The sequence below is a fragment of the Parafilimonas sp. genome (genome assembly GCF_047606085.1).
GTDB lineage: Bacteria > Bacteroidota > Bacteroidia > Chitinophagales > Chitinophagaceae > Parafilimonas.
In genome coordinates, this window is the sequence record NZ_JASGEX010000192.1 from 1 (window position 1) to 21999 (window position 21999).

Consider the following 21999-nt stretch of genomic DNA (forward strand, 5'->3'; position numbering starts at 1 on the left):
GATCAACAAGGAGGAAACGGTAAGGCATTTAAGGTTTTAATTCTTTCAACACTTCACAACCTGAACATAACAGACCGCCGCTGTACAGCGTTTACCCTGCTGCCGTTCTCCTCGGATTTTTTTTAAGTGTATGATGGATGTTGGTCCTGTAATCATATACCCACACTTCCTTTGTCCATGAGTCTTTGCTGCCGGGCTTACCATCAAAGAACAACACGTTTGCTTTTACACCGTTGGCATAAAATATTCCAGTGGGTAAACGTAGTATGGTATGCAGGTCTGTTGTTTCCAACAGCTTTTTACGCACCGTTTCTCCGGCGCCGCCTTCAAACAACACATTATCCGGCAAAACAACGGCGGCATGACCTGTTGTTTTCAACATGCTTTTTATATGCTGTACAAAATTGAGTTGCTTGTTACTGGTGGTTACCCAAAAATCCTGTCGGTTATAGGTGAGGTCTTCTTTTTCCTGTTCGCCTGCTTCATTGGTAAAGGTCATGCTGCTTTTTTTACCAAAGGGCGGATTGGCTAATACATAATCATACCTTGTTTCGCTGGCTGCAATCAATGAATCGTTAGGCGAAATCATTACCTGCTCACTGTCCATATCGCCAATATTGTGCAGGAACATATTCATGAGCGCCAGCCTGCGGGTATTGGCAACAATTTCATTGCCTGAAAATGTATGGAACTTTAAAAATTGTTTTTGCTCCCTATCCAAATCGCAGTTTTCTGTTATCCAGTCATAAGCTGCTAAAAAGAAACCACCTGTGCCGCAAGCCGGGTCTGCAATGGTTTTCATGGGCTGTGGGCGCAAACATTCTACCATGCATTTTATCAATGCCCTTGGTGTAAAGTACTGGCCGGCGCCGCTTTTTGTATCTTCGGCATTTTTCTCCAGTAAGCCTTCATAAATATCGCCTTTGTCTTTTACACCCATCAGTACCCACTGTTCTGCATTGATCAGTGCAATGAGTTTATACAGCTTGGCCGGGTCTGTTATTTTATTCTGGCTCTTAGTGAATATTTGCCCGAGCATGCCTTTTTCTTTTCCCAGTTCCCGCAGCAGGTTATTGTAATGCACTTCAAGTTCGTCACCGCTTTTATTGGTAAGCGTTTGCCAGTTATATGCCGAAGGAATAGGCATGACACGGTTATGCGGCGGCCTGCTGTATTCATCTGCTATTTTTAAAAACAGCAAATAGGTTAGCTGCTCTAAATAATCTCCATAACCTACGCCGTCTTCACGAAGTGTGTTGCAAAATGCCCATACTTTGGAAACGATGGAAGAAGTGTTGTTTCTCATTTGAGGTAACTATATTTAGTTAATTGTGATTATGATCATTGTTTGTAAGCTTTTTAATGCAATTTTCTTTTATGTAAATCATTATTCAAATTATCACACAGACACTTATGCTATTTTAATCAATTTTTGCTAATTCTTCCATTTGAGGAGAATTCTAAAATTTTATTATAACGAAGCAAAACAGAATGGTTCTTATTAAAATAAGATTCAATTATCTCCGTCGAAGGCAAACTCATTCTTGTATATTCATCTTTCATTTCTTCGTATGATTTAAAGGTCGATTTAACTAATCTGCAATTTTTGTAATATTCTTCTATCAAATCTGAAAATTTCATATTACCTGACCTTAAAATTTCTGCCGATCGAATCAATGTATCAATATTTAAAACAACAAGTGGCTTTACATTTTTGATATACAAATTTTTTTGCTCTAGTAAATTTAATTCTGACTGAAACCATAGATTAAATAATTGGTTTAATCCCGGACAATCATAAACTATGTCATGTACAACTAATATCGGATAAATTATTACGTGATTGGGATTATACGCTTTATCAAAAACATTGATTTGCCCTAATACTTTTTCTATATTTTTAATGATTTGATTAATGCCTACGCCTTTACCATTTTCAATTAAAAATTTTTTTTTCAATTCAATTTCCAACTTTTCAAAAAGAGGATTTTCCTTAATTGATGCATTTATAAAAATGTCTTTATTCTCTATTAAGAATATCTGTTTCCCATTTCTTATATAATAGTCAGGAGCTCCTTTAAGTTCATAAGAGTTTTGAATATCTTCCCCGGAATATTGTATATATCTATTTTTTAAGCAATACTTAATTACTTTATAAAAGAGAAATTTTTCAGAAAAATTTGTAGTATAAAAGCTTCTAAATTCTTTAATACGATTTTTTTCATCTATTTCCTCATTAATTTTAGAAAATTCAAAATATAAGCTTTTATAAAGTCTATCAGTAAAGAAAAGCGGATGGGTTATCCGATAAGTGTCTTCGTCAATTTTTACTAATGGCTTACCTCTTACTACTCTAAAATCCACATCATCTTCTTTAGCATATTGTTGAACAGATAAATTTCCAAAAATTTTTTTATGTGTTTCATACTCACTATTTTTTTCAATATTTATCTCAATAAATCCTTTCTTTTCTTTAGTTACGATTTGCTGTATAAATGGAAACACCCTCTGGTAATATTCTGTAGTTGACACAATTCCATATTTCTTTAAGAAATAATCTTTATGCGTTTGCATTAAAGGTTCATTTTCTAAATAATCGAATAAAAACATAGCTTTTACCGATTGACAAAAAAATTCTCTCGAATAATTATAGTTAATTAGATCTGAAGCAGAAAATCCCATGGTTAATAGCAATAAGCTTAACTTAATTGCAGGGTAGGTTTCATTTATATAATTTTCACTTCTAAGGTGTAAAGAGGTGAAAGATTCATTTAATAATAAGTATATTTTAAATAAGTCAATTTCTAATTGCTTTTTAGACTTTTCTAATTTGGTTTCATTTTTTTCAAAACCATGTTGTAGAAGTTTGAGGCTAGAAATGGCACATAAGATACCAACTTTTTTTGCTTCATTACTGTAATGTCTATAAATTCTTTTGCTTAAATCTTTAAGAAATCCCTCATTTTCTTCACTAAACCATAACTGTGAAATAGCTTGCAAAGAATTTTCTGAATGATCAATTAACTCATAAGCCAAAAAAGAAGAAGCAGCTTTTAAAATAAGAGATTTTGGAATACCAATTGTAAGCTCCTCAATTTTATCATTTAAATCTGGATAAATTGCCGAGTATTCAGCTAAAAGTGTAACATCAACGCTCATATTAATTTCCCCTTTAAACGCTTTCTTTAAAAACTTTGTCTTAATGCTTCTGCCTGTTGCAGGCTTTGATTTATGCTTCCTTTCATTTTAGCGGCTACGTTGTTATTAGTCTATAGTTTTGCCAAATCCTTTTGGCACAAATCTTACTTCTTTCATCCACTTATAAGTTTTAAATACTTCTTCTTTCTGAAATTCATCTTTCTTCTTCGCCGACCAATTAAAAAAGTCTTCAACTAACATATCAATTTTAACCGGCTGCTTTTTAATTAACCTGTTATTCCAAACGGCATATAAAGTTGCAATTAACTCTGCCTGATGTGTGGATTTATCTTTGAGTTGCTTTAAAACAAACGTTATCTGGCTTCCTTTATCTCTGAAATAAGCCGGATAGTTTGAAATTAAAGAACCAATATTTTCACCAGGAATAAATTTGGTAATACTTCCTCTTTGCTCTTCTTGCGCCCAGTCTTTTTCCTGCATTTCCTTTCGAAACGCAGTTGTAAATTCTTTATCATAAGGCCCGGCCATTTCCTGAATAAAACTTGTTTCATAAGGAACTTCAGCAAAATTTTCTACGAGATAAAATATTTTCTGAAACTTGGTTAATCCAAAATATTTATCATCATGCAGTAAATGGATAATCTTACCTGCTAATACTTTGCGTTCAAATGGAATAACTTTCGCAGTTTCTTTAATTATTTCAATTGTATCTGTTGCAACCAGTTTTCCCTCAAACGCTTTCTTTAAAATACTTTGCCTTAATGCCTCTGCCTGTTGCAGTCTTTGATTTATGCTTTCTTCCATTTTATCGGCTACGCTAAGACGGCTTTCAATTTCCTGAACAATGGTGTTTTGTTCTTCGATTGGTGGAAGCGGTACCGGATAAGTTTTCAATTTTGTTCCATTAATATTTGATTGGTTAACACCAAAACTTCTTACAGTATTTCCATATTGTTTTGCTGCCTTTGTATTAAGATAGTAATTTAAATAATCAGCATTGATAAGGTTTTCAATTCTATTTATTCGTATTAAATAACCGGCGAAAATTGCAGGATATTCTCCCTTATAAATAGCTGTTTTTCCAACTAATTCAGCACTGTTCGTTCTATTAAATAAAACATCATTCTTCTTTAGTAAATATTTTTTTATTTCATCTTCATTATCGGTATAAACTAAATCTTCCCAATCAAATCTTCCATTTTGAATATTGCCCATTCTTAATACAGGCATTTTACCTTGTTCCTTAGACTTTGCCGCGGAACCATATTCAACATTTGTTGAAATATTACCTATTGTGCTCCATTGCCATCCTTCCGGCAATTCACCTTCATTTACATTTTCATTTGTTAGCTTTCCTTCAAATGCCCATTTTAATACAGACTGCCGGTAAGTTTTTAATTGCTGTTGTGTGGTTTTTAATTGTTCTATGCCTTTGTCTAATTCACTAAAAAGTTCTTCTATTTTAGAAACAATGGCTTGTTGTGTGGGCTTGGGAGGAAGCGGAATTGTTACTTTATCAACAAATCCGGAACTTATTCCGCCTTGTGCAGCACCTCTAAAATCTTCCAGGATTTCTTTATTCCCTTTTGATGACCAAATTTTATAAAAAACATATTGAGGTAAGACATCTTCGGTTACTCTAATAATAAAAACGTGTTCATTGATTACTGCAAAATCAAAAGGGAAAGTTTTATTTACAAAAGAAGCTTTTCCTGTGGTTGCTCCATCTTTTACAACAATAATATCATCTTTTTGAATGATTCCTTTTTTCATTTGCATTGCAAATTCATTTGGGACATATTTTATTTTAGAAAACCTGAATCCACCATTAACATCAAGATGTTCAGCACCAATGCTTGGAACACCAGAATCTATTCCTTGAACCCCACCTTTTGGTCGCTTACCACTTTGCAATTCTTTGCAAACACTTCTTAACGTTTCCCACTTCCAACCTTTTGGTAACTGATTTATATTTTGCTCTTCAATCATTATCTATAAATTTGAACAACACCGTAACAATACCAGTACAACACCGGTACAATGGCGTTAGAACAGGGTATTCACTTTAGTAAATCTTTCTTATTCACACTGTATTCACAATTTCATCAAATAGCCATCAAATAAAAACTTGCTGATTATCAATGCTTAAAATTGATTTTTATCACCATTTATCAAATACCCATCAAATAGTTATGCCCAAACAGGGATGTACCGGTTAAGTTTGGGCGACCTGTTTTCCGGGTCTTCAAACTTTATTAAATCAGCATCTTGTGTTTCTTTTATTATACGACTTGCTATTGCTGCATTTTGTTCTTCGATTTTAAACCGCTCTCTTAATGTTTGATTGGTCATTTTCTCATTAGAAACATACTTTAGCACGCAGTGCTGATAGCACGCTCTTATTCTGTCTTTTTTATGCATCTCGTTAAGGCTTTGCGGTGAAAACAGAATTACTGTTGTATGCTTTTCTGACACTCTGAAATCAGGAGCGGGTAACTGATAAACTTCAGCATAAAAAATAACCTTATCAACACCGCTGCCTTTTTCTTCGCAGATACGTAAGCGCCGCATTAATGAAGCAAGTGTTTCATTACGGCTTTGATATTCATCTATAAAACGAAGCGGATTAATAAGCGGGTTACCAGGGTTTGACACTTCAATTCTATCATCGAAAATTTCAACAATTGGTGCAGTACCTGTAACAGAAAAATCCTGGTGGATTAATGCGTTGGCAACTATTTCGCGTATTGCAATTTCCGGATAAACTTTTACTGTTTGCCTTAATGCCTGCGTTATTACTTCGCTAACGGGAAGCTGGTCGTCAATATATTTAATCAAGCCTTCAAACCCTACAGCATAGCCTTTAACACCGAGAATATCTTTTTTTGTTTTCACTTTATTTTTTCCTTCATATACAACCACACGCATTGTTTTTCTCGCTATGTCTGGAAAATCAGACAACTTCTTAGCAAAAAGCAAAGCGCCAAGATTAGTAATCATCCAGCCTTCATCATTTGATTGGATTAAACCTTCGGATATAAATCTTTCGATAACACCTGTTCTGTTGGTTGGATAAGGAAATTGTATTAACTCAAAATAGCTTTGGGTATCAAGTAAATTAATAATATCTTGCTCTGAAAGATTCTCTTTTGCAATGTTTTTTTCAAAAACCGGTTGACCGAATTTTTTCCAGATTTTTCTTTCCTTTTCAGAAAACTCTCTAAGTTTTCTTGTAATGCTTCCAACCCGGATATATGCCTCATGTATAAAGTCAACAGGCTGCATAGTTGCAGCGTCAACCTGGAAAATTGTTACGGGCAGATCTTCGTGAGTAAATTCAAATATTTTAAAATCAACACGGGGATTTAACCTTTGTGCAATCCAATTTTCAACGTCTTCATTTCCTTTTTTCTTTTTCGATGGAATAAAATCAGTACCGACAACTTTATGCGTTGCATCTTCAACTCCAAATACCAAAAATCCACAGCTTTGATTGTGCAGACATGCACTGTTTGATAATGCAGATAATACTTCTCCAACTTCTTCAAAAGAATGAAAGTTATGCTTGAATTCAAGCCACTCGGTTTCTTTTGGAAGCCTTATTAGTTTATCTAACAAATTATGTAAATCAACCTCTTTCATTTATCTAAATATAATTCTTCATTGCTCAATAATGTTATGCAGTACAAGTGTGCGACGCAACGATGCTTAATAGCACCACTTCAGCTAAGCACATAAAACTCTTCTTTATTCTTTTCATCATCAGATTGCTTCACTTCGTTCGCAATGACGTGCAACATCGTTACGCCGCCAGCGCTTCATTTAACTCCTGCAATATGTTTTCATAATCTTCTTTAAACAACTGGTAGAACCTACCCAAACCACCCTGCTTATTAAACGGGTCGAGCTCAAAATCTTCTTTCTCCACATGAAAGCTGCCGGCAACATAATCTTTTATCATACGCAACCATTGCATCTGCTCTTCGGTAAAGCGGTTATGCTGCCCCGCATTCTTTTTTAATATCCATTGCTGGAAATTTTTGTCAACCGTTTTATTATAGGGCGTTAAGGCAGCATCAATACCTGTTACCCTGCGTATCAGGCTTACAAGCGCTGTCAATTCATTTTTAGCGTTGCCGCCGGTTTCGCCTGTTGCTGCATAAGCGCTCCAAACCTGTAAAGGCGCCAGCATGGGTTGTTCTGTTTTTATTTTTTTACATAAGTCTTTTATCATTTTATAAGTAATCTCCCTGCGACGGTAAGGCTGGGCGTAGAAAATTTGCAGTGCTGTTATTTCATCTTTATGCGCTTCTATCCATGCCGTAAAATTGCTGATGGTAAGCACTGCGGCAGCCTGCTGATCTTTAACCCAGCCTATATTGGCTATCTCATCTATATTAATGCCGTCAATAACCTGGTCGTATTTTTTACGCACGTCAATAATGTAGTTACGTAAGTCGGGATTGTTGAAAACGGCAACTGCATTATCTATTAATTGTGAATGGTGAGTGGTGAATTGTGAGTTGATTGCTTCGGGTGATGCTTCCGGGTTTTCACCTTCAACCTTTTGCCTTATACTTTCCACCGTGTCCGGGTCATACGCATTCAGCAGCGCCGCCACTACGTGATGGATGGTTTGGCCATTTGCCTGCTCCGCAAAGTTCGCTCTTTCTTTATCATTGATTTGTTTATCGAGCCGTATTAAGCGGTTGGCTAAAGTGGTGAGTATATCTTCCTGTGTATTGCCCATGGCAACATTTTGCAGCAGGTCTTTTAAACTCATGCCTGGTTTCTTTTCCAAAGGACGACTATCTGTTTTCTGGGATTGCTCCACGCCAATGGCATCAATAATTACAAAATGATCTTTAGTGAATTTGGCGGATGGCGTGCCGGTGGCCCGGAGTTGTTCCAGCGAACAGGTGCGGGTACCGCGGCCTTTCATCTGCTCATAATAGCTGCGGCTTTTTACATCGCGCATAAACACCAGCACTTCCAGCGGGCGAATATCAGTGCCGGTGGCAATCATATCAACCGTTACGGCAATACGTGGATAATAATCATTGCGGAACTGACTGAGGATTGCTTTCGGATCTTCCTTGCTTTGATAGGTTATCTTCTTACAAAACTTATTGCCTTCGCCAAATTCTTCCCGCACAATTTCTATAATGTCTTCTGCATGAGAATCTGTTTTAGCGAAGATCAAAGTTTTAGGGACTTCAAAAGCGACCTCACCCCCCGCCCTCTCCGAAGGAGAGGGAGCCAGCCCCTGCACATTTGTAGCAGCGCTCTTTGATGGGCCTTCTTGCCCTTCTCCTTTGGAGAAGGGTTGGGATGAGGTCGAACCCTGGAGTGAGGGCGAGGTCCTGTCCGGGAACATCTTCGGCAAATTCTCTTTAATCGCTCTTACAATTGTTCTGATAGTATTGAGATTTACTATATCCCTGTCCAGTTGCCTGCCGCTGTATTCAATATCTTCATCAACGGCTTCCCAAAACTTTCTCCTGGTTAAGCGTTCCCGTTTGTCAACCATTTCACCCATGGGAATAGCGCCGCCTTGTTTAGTGATTTTTGTTTCGATGGTGAATACGTTGTAAGGCACAAGTACGCCATCAATCACCGCTTTTTCATAACCATAATCACTAACAATGTTTTTATTGAAGTAACCGAAAGTCCTGTTATCAGGCGTTGCGGTTAAACCAATTTGAAATACATCAAAATAATCCAGCACCTGTTTCCATAAATTATAAATGCTGCGGTGGCATTCATCAATCACGATGAAATCAAAAAATTCAACAGGTATGCGTTCATTATAAGTTACCGGCGCAGGCTCTTTTGTTTTGTATTCGTTGGGGTTTGTTTCTTCAGCGCTTTCATCTAATTCTGTTCCTTTTAAAATAGAATACATTCTTTGTATGGTGGAAATATACACCTGGTTGTCTTCAGGTATATAGCTGCTCTTTAATCTTGTTACGCCATACAATTCAGTGAACTTGCGGTTATCATCGTTCGGAACATACGCCATAAATTCCTGTTCCGCCTGTTCGCCTAAATTCTTTGTGTCAACCAAAAACAAAATACGTTTGGCTTTTGCAAATTTTAATAAGCGATAGATGAAGGTAATGGCAGTATAGGTTTTTCCTGAACCGGTTGCCATTTGTATTAAAGCCTTTGGCTTTGCCTGTTTAAAAGATCGTTCAAGATTATTGATGGCTGTAATCTGGCAATCTCTTAAACCTTCTTCCGGTAATGCGGGAAGATCATGCAACCTTGTGCGCAGAGACTTTTCTTGTTTCAGCCATTCAGCAAATGTTTCCGGGCGATGAAAAGTAAACACTGGTCTTGAACGTGGTTTTTTATCACGGTAATCTGTAAACCTTGTTACATCGCCGGTGCTTTCATAACCAAAGAATAAAGGATGGTTGTTCAGGTATTTAAGTTTGGCCGTAGCATAACCTTCGGTCTGATCTTCGTGCATGGTTAAATGCACGCCTTCTTCGGCACGTTTGGCTTCAATAACACCGACGGGCTTTTTATTAACAAACAACACATAATCAGCAGGGCCTACATCTGTTTGATATTCTCTTACTGCAACACCAATACCTGCACTTAAATTGATTTTACTTTTAGATTGTATAATCCAGCCACAGGCAAGCAGTTGTCTGTCTATTTCGTCACGGGCAAGTTGTTCAGGATTCTGGTTCAACAAGGCTCAAGTTAGTTAACGTGGCTAAAGCTACAAACAGGGTATTGAAATACAAAATTTGACCTGAAACTTACCAATTTTTCATAATCAATCAGTTAAACAATCCCACGCTTACCTCCACATCAGGGTTATCTAAAAGAAAGCCGGCCATCTCTTCATTCATCGTAAAACCTTTATCAGTTGTATTTAATACCACTTCCAGGTTTTCCTGCGGTTCTTTTATTTTGAATTTTAAAGAAGATTTTCCGGGGTTTGATTTCACGTTCGTTTCAATAAAATTGACAAAATCATTGGTAAGCGAAGCCGGTTCAACACATATTTCAAGGTTGCGCGTAAGGTTCATTTTTGCTGTTTCCAATAAGTTCATGGCAACCACTTTAAACTCATAATCTTCACCGTTATACCGCGGTTTAAAATAACCGTAGATCAGCAGGTTATTGCCTTTCTCCAGGTAATTTTTAAACTTCACATAATCATCGCTCCATAACATGAGTTCTGATTTACCGCTAAAGTCTTCAATGATCATTGAACCAAAATTTTTCCCATTGCGTGAAATGCGGTGCTGCGCATCGGTAACCAAACCTGCAATACGCATATTTTTTTCGCGGTTGGCGGCAGCTAAAGTATTAGACTCTTTTATTTCATTAAAATCGCTAAGCTTAGCGATGCCATAATATTTCAATTCAAATTTAAAATGATCCAGCGGATGCCCGCTCATAAACATACCGGTAACCTCTTTTTCTTTATCCAGTTTTTCTGTTAACGACCATTCGGGGCAATTGGGCAAAATGGGCGTGGCGATGGCCGGCATAACAGAGTCGCCAAACAATGTGTTGGCCTGCGTTTGTTTATTGGCCTGGAAAACGTTGCCGAATTTTATAATGCGCTCAATACCGGTAACCGTATCGTTCGGCATGGTATAAAAGTATTGGGCACGATGTATTTCCGGGAAGCAATCAAAAGCCCCTGCATACGCTAAACTTTCAAGCGATTTTTTATTAACGGTGCGCTGGTTAACACGCTTGATGAGATCGAATATATCTTTAAAAGCGCCGTTCTTATTGCGTTCTTCGATAATGCTTTCAATGGCTGCTTCGCCTACGCCTTTCAATCCGCCAAGGCCAAAACGTATCTCGCCTTTTTTATTTACGGCAAAACCTTTTAATGATTCATTGATGTCGGGGCCAAGCACTTTTAAACCCATGCGCTTGCACTCTTCCATAAAGAAGGTGATCTTTTCAATGGCGCCTGCATGGTTCAATACCGCCGCCATATATTCGCTTGGATAATGCGCTTTTAAATAACCGGTTTGATACGCCACAAAACCATAGCAGGTGGAGTGCGATTTGTTGAAAGCATATTGCGCAAACGCTTCCCAGTCTGTCCAAACTTTTTCAAGAATAGCTTTATCATGGCCTTTAGCAACAGCGCCATCCATGAACTTACCTTTCATTTTATCCAGCGTTTTGCGGTCTTTCTTTCCCATCGCTTTACGCAATACATCCGCATCGCCTTTGGTAAAACCTGCAATCTTTTGAGAAAGCAACATCACCTGTTCCTGGTAAACGGTAATACCATACGTTTCTTCCAGGTATTCCTGCATATCGGGAATATCATACGTAACATCTTCGCGGCCATGCTTGCGGTTTACATACTGTGGAATATAAGCCATCGGGCCCGGACGATACAATGCATTCATGGCAATCAAATCCTCAAACTTATCGGGCTTTAATTCACGCAGGTATTTCTGCATGCCGGGACTTTCAAACTGGAACGTGCCGTTTGTTTCCCCGCGCTGATACAATAGGAAAGTTTGTTCATCATCCAGCGGTATGTTATCCAAATCAATGTCCACGCCGTGATTTTGTTTGATAAGCTCCAATGCAGTTTTTAAAATGGACAAGGTTTTCAAACCCAGAAAGTCCATCTTGATAACGCCCGATTCTTCAATTACACTGCCTTCAATTTGTGTAACCCAGAGGTCAGAATCTTTTGCGGTGGCAACCGGAATAAGTTCAGTAAGATCTTTTGGTGCGATGATGATACCTGCCGCATGAATGCCTGTATTACGAACGCTGCCTTCCAAACGTTCCGCTTCCCGCAATACCTGGCCGCGAATATCATCGCCTCTATAAATTTCACGAAGGCGTTTAATGTTTTCTAATTCTTCCCCGCCATAACCTTCCTTATCTTCAATTGACTTCTCCCCTTCTTTCGCTTCTTTTGATGTTAAAGGTGCAGTTAACACGCGGCCTAAATCTGTACCCGGACGATCAGGCACCATCTTCGCCAAAGCATTGCTTTCAGCCAGCGGCAAATCCATTACACGCGCCACATCTTTAATGCTCATCTTCGCAGCCATCGTGCCATAGGTAATGATCTGCGCCACCTGGTTTTTGCCATATTTTTTCACCACATAATCTATTACTTTCTGCCTGCCGTCATCATCAAAATCCGTATCAATATCCGGCATTGATTTTCTATCCGGGTTTAAGAATCTTTCAAACAGCAGATTATACTTTATAGGATCAATATTGGTAATGCCGATGCAATACGCCACCACGCTGCCTGCCGCGGAACCACGGCCGGGGCCAACGAATACACCCATGTCACGGCCTGCTTTAATGAAGTCGCTCACAATTAAAAAGTAACCGGCAAAACCCATTGCTTTAATCGTGAATAATTCAAAGTCGAGGCGTTCACGAATCTCCTCTGTTATCTCACTGTAGCGCGTTCTTGCACCTTCATACGTTAAGTGGTGCAAAAAGTTCCATTGATTCAAATTACTGTCATCACTTGTTATAAATTCTTTTGGAACAGGAAACGCAGGCAGCAAAATATCTTTCTTCAAATTCAATACTTCCACCTTATCAACAATGGCTTGTGTATTGTCTAAAGACTGCGGAACATCTTTAAACAAATCAGCCATTTCATCCTGCGTCTTGAAATAAAACTGGTTGTTGGGAAATTTAAAGCGGCGGTTTTTTACCTGCAATTCATCATTCACAAAATCGTCGAAACCCGGTGTGCTCTGCTTTTCGCCGGTATTGATGCAAAGCAAAATATCATGCGCATTAAAATCATCTTTATCTGTGTAATGACTATCGTTGGTTGCGATAACAGGCACATTGTATTTCTTTGAAAATTTCAGCAGCGTATTATTGATAACTTCCTGCTCTTTTATGTTATGGCGCTGCAGTTCTATGTAATAATCATCGCCAAACAAATCGAGCCACCATTTGAATTCTTTTTCTGCTGCCGCTTCACCATCATGCAAAATTGTTTGCGGCACATAAGCGCCAATACAGCATGTTGTAGCAATCAAACCTTCGTGATATTTCCCGATCAGTTCTTTATCAACACGCGGGTACTTACTGTACATGCCTTCAATAAAACCAAGTGATGTAAGCTTTACCAGGTTCGCATAACCTTGTTTATTTTTCGCTAATAAAACCTGGTGATAACGTTCATCTTTTTGCTCTTTGGAAAATGTTTTGCGATGCCGGTCGGCCACCACATAAAACTCGCAGCCAACAATAGGTTTTACAACCGGCTCAACAATATCTTTTCCATCTTCCGTTTTGCCAACAACCTTTGTATTGTTCCATGCCTGCTTTACAAATTCAAACACGCCAAACATATTGCCGTGATCTGTTATAGCAAGCGCAGGCATGCCAAGCTTGCCGGCCTTTGTATATAAATCACTTATGGAAGCGGCGCCATCAAGCAAAGAATATTGTGTATGAACATGAAGATGTGAAAACTGCATGGTTATCTCTGATTTTTGATTTTCGGTTAACGGTTGACCGTTAACTGTTAACCGATGGAACCAACAAATTTCCCAAATATGCTGTAAAGATGCCTGTGACGTTATCCACATTTTGCAAATTGTTAATGAAATGCATACAAGTTATGCACGTTGATGGCGTTATTAGAAACGGATTTTTATATTGCATTCAGCCGATGAATATAAGATTAACACAAATTATCAGCCTGCTGTTAATTTTAAGTAGTTGTAAAAGCCTGCAGCGCACCGCTTCGCGCAGTAACGCCAATGCATCTCATACTGCATCTAAGAAATCAGGCTCCAGGTTTCTGAACGATGTAAGCATTAGGCCCGGTGAAAAAAATTCAAATTACAACTATACATCTTCGGCGCAAAGCAGCTCCAAATCGGTAAACAGCAACAGTTCTTCCTTTAATCTGGAAAAAGCCGACTGGCTGCAGATCAAGTATGCAATAATGACCGACATGCCTGTTGAGCAGCTCAATAACCTTACCTTGCTAAAACAAATGGACCACTGGATGGGCACACGCTATTGCCTTGGCGGCAATGATGAAGATTGCATAGATTGTTCTGCCTTTACCCAAACATTGCTGCGCAGTGTATATGGCGTTGATGTGCCGCGCACAGCCAAAGAGCAATTTACGTTTGCCACCCGTATCAATGATACAGATTTGCATGAAGGCGATCTTGTCTTCTTTAAAACCGGCCGTTCCATTACGCATGTGGGCATGTATGTAGGCAACTATAAATTCATTCATGCGGCCACAAGCACAGGTGTTGCCATCACCGATTTGAATGACGCTTACTGGGGTAAAAAATATGCGGGGGCGGGAAGGGTGATTCACTAAAAACATATTGGCTTAACCCTTCTCAATACAGGAATTGCAGCCATTGCGCCCGCATCATTTAGCGCCACATGCTGAACATCGCCAGGGAAATTAAAACGATAGTTTTTTCTCGTAACATTTCCTATAACAGAAAGCGCCGTATTGCCGGTATATTGAAATATAACCGTTTTTACAGATTGCATGTTTTGCAAAGTATCTGGCTGTGCGGCGGCAGTTGCCTTATCAGGATTAGCGATCCTTTGCTGCAAAAAAGCATTTCTTTTTTTGCCACAGTTGCACATAGGTTAGATATTTATTTATAAAAACTACACTAATAACGTGAGTTCGGGATAAGCTTAGATTGTTATTTCGACCTCATCCCAACCCTTTTATTTCGTGCATATATATATATTTTAATTGCCTCAATGAATGCTTTGCATTTCCAAAGGAGAAGGGCAGGAAAAAAACATGATTTTTTGCATGTTTTATGAGTTTTAGGGCGTCGGAAGTCCTCTCCTTTGGAGAGGATTAGGTGAGGTCTATCTGCAAGCTTTAAACATATCGCTTATCCCGAACTCACGTTGATAGTTCAATCTTCAAAATGAGTGGGCCCGTTGCCTGAGTCATTTTTTGTTGTGGCCTGTTCCAGCCAAGCTGCTGCCCCGGAGAGCGCCAGCCACGCCAAAATCTTTTCAATCCAGTTCGTGCCAAGCCATAAGCCAAAAGGCAAGGCTATCCAAATACTCAGGCAGTAAAAACAATCCATCAGCTTTCCAAAAACACTATTGCCTGCTTTCTTTCTTATTAAAAAAATTATATCAAAAGGGCCTTCTTCTTTATTCAGTAAATGTGTTATTCGCCATACGGCAAAAACTGATAAGATAAGGTAAAGAATATTCATCCGGATATTTTTCAGCAGGTTTAAACACTAAGCTAAACAACTATTTATTTTCCAGCAACTTTTATGAGGGCGACCGGTTATAACTTTTTTCCATTCCTGTATGAGCGCTTTGCCCATGCCAGCCAGTGCATGGCATTAAATGTGCGCTTCAGCAGAAAAATATCGCCAGTAAAATGTCTGTACACAATTTAAGCTTAGCGTTCGTTAAAGAAAGCCAAATATCAAATCGGGCCTTAAACGCACCTGGCAGGCCCTGGTCAATGCAGGCACATATCTTTTTAAACCAGGCAGAACCTTGAAGCCGTTGCACCGTAAAAAACAGCTTTTTCAATAAAGGGGAATTAAACACAATGTGATGTAAGGCAAACAAAAAGCCCCTGAATCAGGGGCTTTTTTATAGCTGCAATGTTATTGTGTTTTAGAAATTGCTTGCCGGCGATACAGTTTGCCTGCCCTGTACGCGGCCGCCTTTCATTAAGCCATCGTACTGGCGCATTAAAAGATGTGTTTCTATTTGCTGCAGGGTATCGAGAATTACCCCCACCATAATTAACAATGATGTTCCGCCGAAGAAAGTGCTGAACCCCTGGGTTACGCCAAGCCTTTGGGCAAAGCCAGGAAGAATACCTACAATAGCGAGAAATACAGCCCCGGGCAAAGTTATTTTATCCATGATCGCACCAATAAAATCGGCTGTAGGCTGTCCGGGTTTAATGCCGGGAATAAAGCCGTTGTTACGCTTCAGGTCTTCGCTCATTTGTTTTGGATTGAAGATAAGCGCGGTATAAAGAAAGGTGAAGGCAATAACCATTACCCCGTAAATAACCATGTACCAGGCATTGCTGTGGTCTGAAAATATCTTGGTTATGCCCTGGGCTGAATCAAGATTGGTAAAGGAAACCAATGTGGGAAGGAACATAATCGCCTGTGCAAAGATAATAGGCATTACACCGGCACTGTTCACCTTAATTGGCAAAAACTGCCTTGCGCCGCCAAACTGCCTGTTGCCAACAATTTGCTTGGCATAGTTGATAGGGATTTTACGAACGCCTTGTATTAATATAATCAGGCCCATGATAATGGCAACCAATACGGCTATTTCAATCAAAAATACCAGTAAGCCACCGCCGCCTTTTACTTCTTTGTTCTGGAACTCCTGCGCCAGCGAAACCGGCAAACGGCCAAGAATGCCGATCATAATAATGATGGAGGTGCCATTGCCCAAACCCTTATCTTGTATTTTTTCGCCCAGCCACATTACAAACAGGGTGCCTGCAGTAAGTATGATGATGGTGGAAGGAAAGAAATAACTCTGAAAGCCCGGCAGTATAGCAGGTGCGTAAGAAGGTGTTTTTAAATACTGATAATATGCGCTTGCCTGTAAGGCTGTTACAATAACAGTTAGGTAGCGCGTCCATTGATTGATTTTTTTGCGGCCGCTTTCCCCTTCCTTCTGAAGCTTTTGCATCTGGGGCACCAGTATAGTCATCAATTGCATAAAGATAGAAGCGGATATATAAGGCATTACGCCCAATGCAAAAATGGATGCGTGGGAAAATGCGCCCCCTGCAAATGTATCAAACAGGCCAAGCAATCCGTTATTGCTGGCGCCCGCCGCCGCCGCTTCCAGCTTATTGGGATCAAGACCCGGTAACACGACATGCGTTCCAACCCTGTACACAAGAATCAATGCCAGTGTGGTAATAATCTTATTACGCAGCTCCTCAATGCTCCAGATATTCTTTAGTGTTTCAATAAATTTTTTCACCGGGAAAAATTATAAGATAAATGAATGCCCTAAACAGGTATTGGGACAAATATCGGGAAAATTATTTCAAAATCTCAACACTTCCGCCGGCGGCTTCAATGGCAGCTTTGGCGCTTTCGCTTACGGCGTTTACTTTAAAATTCAATTTAGCAGTTAATTCGCCATTGCCAAGAATTTTTACTTTATCCGTTTTCTTGATAAGGCCCGCAGCATACAGGTTTTCAATGCTGAATTCAGAGATTTCGTAAGTATCGGCAAGCACATCTATCTGGCCAAGATTAAACACTTTATATTCAATACGGTTGTTGTTTTTGAAACCGCGTTTCGGCAAGCGGCGCTGGATAGGCATCTGGCCACCTTCGTGTGCCATTTTACTTTTGTAGCCGGCACGGCTCTGGCCGCCTTTATTACCTTTTGTTGAAGTGCCGCCTTTACCGCTGGCTTCACCGCGGCCTAATCTTTTCTGTTTGTGAACGGAGCCTTCTGCAGGCTTTAAATTGTGTAGTTGCATGATTTTTTGTTTTAACTCAACGCCCCGGTGTTATGTCTGACTTCTGATTTTGGGATGTCTGATTTATTAGTTCAATCAGCATTTACAAATTTAAAAATCTTTACAACCAAAGGCTCGCTAACGAATAAATATAAAAAGCGGGCAATCGTTGATGCCTACGCTAATTTTTCCACTTTTACCAAATGATCTACTTTGCGGATCATTCCTAAAATCTGGTCTGTAGCTTCAACTTCTTTAAAAGAGTTGAGCTTATTTAAACCAAGTGCTTTCAGCGTGAGCTTTTGACGTTCAGGCCTGTCAATTGCACTTTTTACCAATGTTACTTTAATCTTTTTCATTTCCCTGTCTCCCTAAAAAGAAGATTTTAGTTATTTAGAGATTGTGTATTACTCTCCACCGCGGCGGAGATGGGGACTATCCCTGGAATACTTTGCTTAATTTAATATTACGCTCTTTGGAAACCTGTATCGGCTCTCTTAGCAATGCAAGCGCCCTTATAGTTGCCTTTACCACGTTATGCGGATTGGCAGAACCAAGGCTTTTGGCCAGCACGTCTGTAATACCGGCGCTTTCCAGCACGGCGCGCATGCTGCCACCGGCAATTACACCGGTACCGTGTGCGGCAGGTTTTATCAATACTTTTGCAGCGCCCTCTTTTGCAAGCTGGTCGTGCGGAATGGTGCCGTGCATTACAGGAACTTTCACCAGGTTCTTTTTAGCATCTTCAATGCCTTTTGTAATTGCTTCCTGCACTTCTTTAGCTTTACCCAGACCCTGGCCAACCACACCATTTTCATTACCTACAACCACCAAAGCAGAAAAGCTGAATGTGCGGCCGCCCTTTGTTGTTTTTACAACGCGGTTTACAGCAACAACTTTTTCTTTCAGTTCTACCTCGCCGCTGGGCTTTACTTTATTTACGCTAATTTTTGCCATGTACTATTTACTATTTACGAATTACGATTTACGAATCTTAAAATCGTAAATCCCCGCCTGACTGACACCAATCAGGCAGGTAAAATTTGAAATTTAAAATTGAAGACCGCCTTCCCTTGCACCATCTGCCAATGCTTTTACCCGGCCATGGTACAAATAACCACTTCTGTCGAACACAACTGTATTAAGCCCTAACCCGGTTGCTTTACGGGCAATGGCAGCGCCTACCAGTTTTGATTTCTCCAGCTTGGTAACCTTCTGCGCTTTCAGGTCTTTGTCCTGAGATGAAGCAGAAACCAGTGTTTTGCCGCTTACATCATCAATTAACTGCGCATATATTTCTGAGTTGCTCCTGAAGACAGATAACCTCGGCTTCTCATTAGTGCCGCTTATTTTGTGGCGGATGCGATAGCGTATATTTTGCCTTCTTAAAACTTTAGTATCCATTTTATTTTTATTTAGTCCCGATACTGCCGGGATTATTTACTGCTTTTTATTCTCCTTTAGGGAATAGGGGTTTTATTTACCAGCTGCTTTACCTGCTTTGCGGCGGATAACTTCATTGGCATATTTCACACCTTTTCCTTTGTAAGGCTCAGGCTTGCGCAGGCTGCGGATTTTTGCCGCTACAGCGCCCAACAACTGCTTATCAGTTCCTTCAATGTATATTTTAGGGTTCTGGCCTTTTAAAGTTTCGGTAGAAACTTTTAATTCTTTAGGCACTTCGAAAATAATGTTGTGAGAATAACCCAAAGAAAGGTCAAGTGTGTTGCCCTGGTTAGCAGCTTTATAACCCACACCAACCAGTTCCAGTTCTTTTTTGAAACCTTCAGTAACGCCCTTTACCATATTGGCTATCAATGCACGGTATAACCCATGCATGGCACGGTGGCGAATCTGGTCTGTAGGACGGGTTAAATTCAACTCGCCATCAGCCGTTTCCACTTTAATATCCCTGTCAACAGCTTCTTTTAATTCTCCTTTCGGGCCTTTTACGGTAATTACATTGTCTTTTCCAACGGTGATGGTAACACCACTGGGAACTGTAACCGGAGCTTTACCTATACGTGACATATTATTAATTTGAAAATTATCAATTTGAAAATGTGCTAATTTTTACCTGCCGCTTTGAAAACCATTTTCAAATTTTCAAATTGGCACATTAGCTTATTACGAAATAGAGCATAATACTTCACCACCAACATTCTGGGCTTTTGCCTGTTTGTCGGTCATTACGCCTTTTGAAGTGCTTACAATAGCCACGCCGAGGCCATTGATAACCCTTTTAAAATCTGCAGGCTTTGAATACTGGCGCAAACCAGGGCGGCTGATTCTTTCCAGGCTGCGTATGGCCGGCTGCTTTGTTGCAGGATCGTACTTCAACGCTATTTTAATAAAGCCTTGCTTGTTATCATCTTCAAATTTGTACTTAAGAATATAACCTTGCTCGTACAAAATTTCAGTGATACGCTTTTTCAAGTTAGATGCAGGAATTTCCACAACACGATGGCCTGCCATCTGTGCGTTACGAACTCTCGTAAGATAATCTGCTATAGGATCTGTTACCATATTTGTTCCTCCTACACTACGCCGGAGCGTAATAATTGGATCGGTTTAATTGTTAACTATTAATATTGTTTAGAGCCTTTACGCTCCGCCGCTGCGGAGATGGGGGCTACCAGCTTGCTTTTTTAACACCCGGAATTTTACCAGCCAAAGCCATATCCCTGAAAATATTCCTGGAGATACCGAAATAACCGATATAACCTTTAGGACGGCCCGTTAACTGGCAACGGTTTTTTAAGCGAACCGGTGAAGCGTTTTTAGGCAATTTATCAAGCCCTGCAAAATCGCCGGCTTCTTTTAAAGCAGCACGTTTAGCAGCGTATTGCGCTACCATGCGCTCTCTTTTTCTTTGCCTTGCTTCTACTGATTTTTTTGCCATAATTATCTGTGTTCTTAATTATTTGTTTTTTTGAAAGGCATGCCCAGCTCCTTCAGCAGCTCGTATGCTTCTTCATTGTTTTTTCCTGAAGTAACAAAAGTGATGTCCATACCGGTGATTTTGTTCACTTTATCAATATCAATTTCAGGGAAGATGATCTGCTCGGTAATGCCTAAAGTGTAGTTGCCGCGGCCATCGAATGATTTGTCATTGATGCCTTTAAAATCGCGTACTCGGGGCAAAGCCACAGAAATCAACCTGTCTAAAAACTCGTACATCTTTTCGCCGCGCAAAGTAACACGGGCGCCAATCGGCATGCCTTTACGCAGTTTAAAGTTTGAAATATCTTTTTTGCTATAGGTAGCTACGGCTTTCTGGCCCGTAATATTGCTAAGCTCGTCAACAGCCACTTCAACCAGCTTTTTATCAGCCACAGCGCCGTTAACACCGCGGTTAATAGCAATCTTCTTCAGCTTAGGCGTTTGCATAATGCTTTTGTAACCAAACTTTTTACCCAAAGCAGGAACAACTTCTTCCTTATATTTTTTCGCCAGTCTCGGCGTATATTTTTCTGTTGCCATTATTTAATTACCTCCCCTGATTTTTTTGAAGTGCGAACCAGTTTGCCTTCTTCGCGGCTGCGTTTTACTTTTGTTGGCGCTCCGGCTTTGGCATCCCACAACATAACATTGCTGATATGAATGGGCGCCTCTTTTTTTACAAGGCCGCCTTTTGTATTTTGTGCCGAAGGTTTTGTGTGACGTGTAACGATGCCTACGCCTTCTACCACCACACGTGCATCTTCAGGAAGTACTTTTAAAACCTTGCGCGGTTTGTAGATGGTTTTGCCATCTTCTTTTTGTGGCTTGCTGTTACCGGAGATAACAATAACCATGTCTCCCTTCTTAATGTTGAACTTCGGTTTAAATCTGTTACTCATTACTAAGCTTTTAGCTATTAGCGGTTAGCTTTTAGCTAACCATTTTAATTTATTGTTTTTAAGCAAGGCTAACAGCTAAAAGCCATCAGCCAACAGCTTTTCTTATAATACTTCCGGCGCCAGTGAAATAATCTTCATGTAGCCTTTATCTCTCAGTTCCCTGGCAACGGGCCCGAAGATACGGGTACCCCTGGGCTCATCTGATGCATTCAGCAATACAACTGCATTGTCATCAAAACGTATATAAGAACCGTCTTTCCTTCTTAACTTATTGGTGGTGCGAACGATGACAGCTTTGCTTACTGTACCTTTCTTTACGCCACCGGCTGGTATTGCGTCTTTAACGGTAACAACTATTTTATCGCCGATTTTTGCATAATCCTGGCCGCTGTTACCCAATACGCGGATGCACAATACTTCTTTGGCACCGCTGTTATCTGCTACGTTTAGACGACTTTCCTGCTGAATCATTTTTTTAAGCTTTGAGCTGTCAGCTATGAGCTGTCAGCATTTATAAATTTT

Annotated in this window: 20 protein-coding genes; 1 reads left to right on the forward strand and 19 read right to left on the reverse strand. The window is 39.7% G+C overall.

All coding sequences use genetic code 11. The features are described from left to right. Positions 1-91: 91 nt before the first annotated feature. From QM629_RS17050 to dnaE, 6 genes are all read right to left on the reverse strand, one after another. Positions 92-1306 (reverse strand): type I restriction-modification system subunit M, encoded by a 1215-nt coding sequence (locus QM629_RS17050; RefSeq protein WP_415161098.1) that lies wholly within the window; start codon positions 1304-1306, stop codon positions 92-94. A gap of 119 nt (positions 1307-1425) precedes the next feature. Continuing rightward, positions 1426-3159 carry a hypothetical protein gene (locus QM629_RS17055; RefSeq protein WP_415161099.1) on the reverse strand — a complete coding sequence of 578 codons (1734 nt, stop codon included), beginning with the start codon at positions 3157-3159 and terminating at the stop codon, positions 1426-1428. 105 nt (positions 3160-3264) lie between these two features. Beyond that, a complete protein-coding gene (locus tag QM629_RS17060) occupies positions 3265-5148 on the reverse strand; it encodes a restriction endonuclease subunit S (protein ID WP_415161100.1) in 1884 nt (627 codons plus the stop codon). Between the two features lie 201 nt (positions 5149-5349). Continuing rightward, positions 5350-6801, reverse strand: a complete 1452-nt coding sequence (locus tag QM629_RS17065; RefSeq protein ID WP_415161101.1) for an ATP-binding protein — start codon at positions 6799-6801, stop codon at positions 5350-5352. Positions 6802-6961: 160 nt separating this feature from the next. Then, positions 6962-9862 carry a DEAD/DEAH box helicase family protein gene (locus tag QM629_RS17070; protein ID WP_415161102.1) on the reverse strand — a complete coding sequence of 967 codons (2901 nt, stop codon included), beginning with the start codon at positions 9860-9862 and terminating at the stop codon, positions 6962-6964. A 91-nt stretch (positions 9863-9953) separates the two neighbouring features. Then, a complete protein-coding gene (dnaE, locus tag QM629_RS17075) occupies positions 9954-13631 on the reverse strand; it encodes a DNA polymerase III subunit alpha (RefSeq protein WP_415161103.1) in 3678 nt (1225 codons plus the stop codon). A gap of 194 nt (positions 13632-13825) precedes the next feature. Between dnaE and QM629_RS17080 the strand changes: the two genes are divergently transcribed. Continuing rightward, positions 13826-14497, forward strand: coding sequence for a C40 family peptidase (locus QM629_RS17080; protein ID WP_415161104.1), 672 nt, complete (start codon positions 13826-13828; stop codon positions 14495-14497). On the opposite strand, the gene QM629_RS17085 is transcribed toward QM629_RS17080, so the two are convergent. From QM629_RS17085 to rplN, 13 genes are all read right to left on the reverse strand, one after another. Further along, positions 14494-14778: a hypothetical protein gene (locus tag QM629_RS17085; RefSeq protein WP_415161105.1), complete on the reverse strand. Its 285-nt coding sequence runs from the start codon at positions 14776-14778 to the stop codon at positions 14494-14496. The genes QM629_RS17080 and QM629_RS17085 overlap by 4 nt on opposite strands. Before the next feature lie 287 nt (positions 14779-15065). Continuing rightward, positions 15066-15377: a DUF1360 domain-containing protein gene (locus QM629_RS17090; RefSeq protein WP_415161106.1), complete on the reverse strand. Its 312-nt coding sequence runs from the start codon at positions 15375-15377 to the stop codon at positions 15066-15068. Between the two features lie 418 nt (positions 15378-15795). Next, the gene (gene secY / locus QM629_RS17095) at positions 15796-17145 is read right to left on the reverse strand and encodes a preprotein translocase subunit SecY (protein ID WP_415161107.1); all 1350 of its coding nucleotides are present in this window, start codon (positions 17143-17145) and stop codon (positions 15796-15798) included. Positions 17146-17206: 61 nt separating this feature from the next. Beyond that, positions 17207-17656 (reverse strand): 50S ribosomal protein L15, encoded by a 450-nt coding sequence (rplO, locus tag QM629_RS17100; RefSeq protein ID WP_415161108.1) that lies wholly within the window; start codon positions 17654-17656, stop codon positions 17207-17209. A gap of 155 nt (positions 17657-17811) precedes the next feature. Then, the gene (rpmD, locus tag QM629_RS17105; RefSeq protein WP_415161109.1) at positions 17812-17994 is read right to left on the reverse strand and encodes a 50S ribosomal protein L30; all 183 of its coding nucleotides are present in this window, start codon (positions 17992-17994) and stop codon (positions 17812-17814) included. A gap of 76 nt (positions 17995-18070) precedes the next feature. Next, positions 18071-18592, reverse strand: coding sequence for a 30S ribosomal protein S5 (rpsE, locus tag QM629_RS17110; protein WP_415161110.1), 522 nt, complete (start codon positions 18590-18592; stop codon positions 18071-18073). Positions 18593-18685: 93 nt separating this feature from the next. Beyond that, positions 18686-19039, reverse strand: a complete 354-nt coding sequence (rplR, locus tag QM629_RS17115) for a 50S ribosomal protein L18 (protein WP_415161111.1) — start codon at positions 19037-19039, stop codon at positions 18686-18688. Between the two features lie 72 nt (positions 19040-19111). Continuing rightward, positions 19112-19666 (reverse strand): 50S ribosomal protein L6, encoded by a 555-nt coding sequence (rplF, locus tag QM629_RS17120; RefSeq protein WP_415161112.1) that lies wholly within the window; start codon positions 19664-19666, stop codon positions 19112-19114. A 96-nt stretch (positions 19667-19762) separates the two neighbouring features. Then, complete coding sequence (gene rpsH / locus QM629_RS17125; protein WP_415161113.1) at positions 19763-20161, reverse strand: 30S ribosomal protein S8; 399 nt, start codon at positions 20159-20161, stop codon at positions 19763-19765. 106 nt (positions 20162-20267) lie between these two features. Next, entirely contained in the window at positions 20268-20537 is a 270-nt protein-coding gene (gene rpsN / locus QM629_RS17130) for a 30S ribosomal protein S14 (RefSeq protein WP_415161114.1), read from the reverse strand. Positions 20538-20551: 14 nt separating this feature from the next. Then, complete coding sequence (gene rplE / locus QM629_RS17135; RefSeq protein WP_415161115.1) at positions 20552-21118, reverse strand: 50S ribosomal protein L5; 567 nt, start codon at positions 21116-21118, stop codon at positions 20552-20554. Then, a complete protein-coding gene (rplX, locus tag QM629_RS17140) occupies positions 21118-21477 on the reverse strand; it encodes a 50S ribosomal protein L24 (RefSeq protein ID WP_415161116.1) in 360 nt (119 codons plus the stop codon). Before rplX ends, rplE begins: the two co-directional genes overlap by 1 nt. A gap of 102 nt (positions 21478-21579) precedes the next feature. Next, a complete protein-coding gene (rplN, locus tag QM629_RS17145; RefSeq protein ID WP_090653725.1) occupies positions 21580-21948 on the reverse strand; it encodes a 50S ribosomal protein L14 in 369 nt (122 codons plus the stop codon). Positions 21949-21999: the final 51 nt, after the last annotated feature.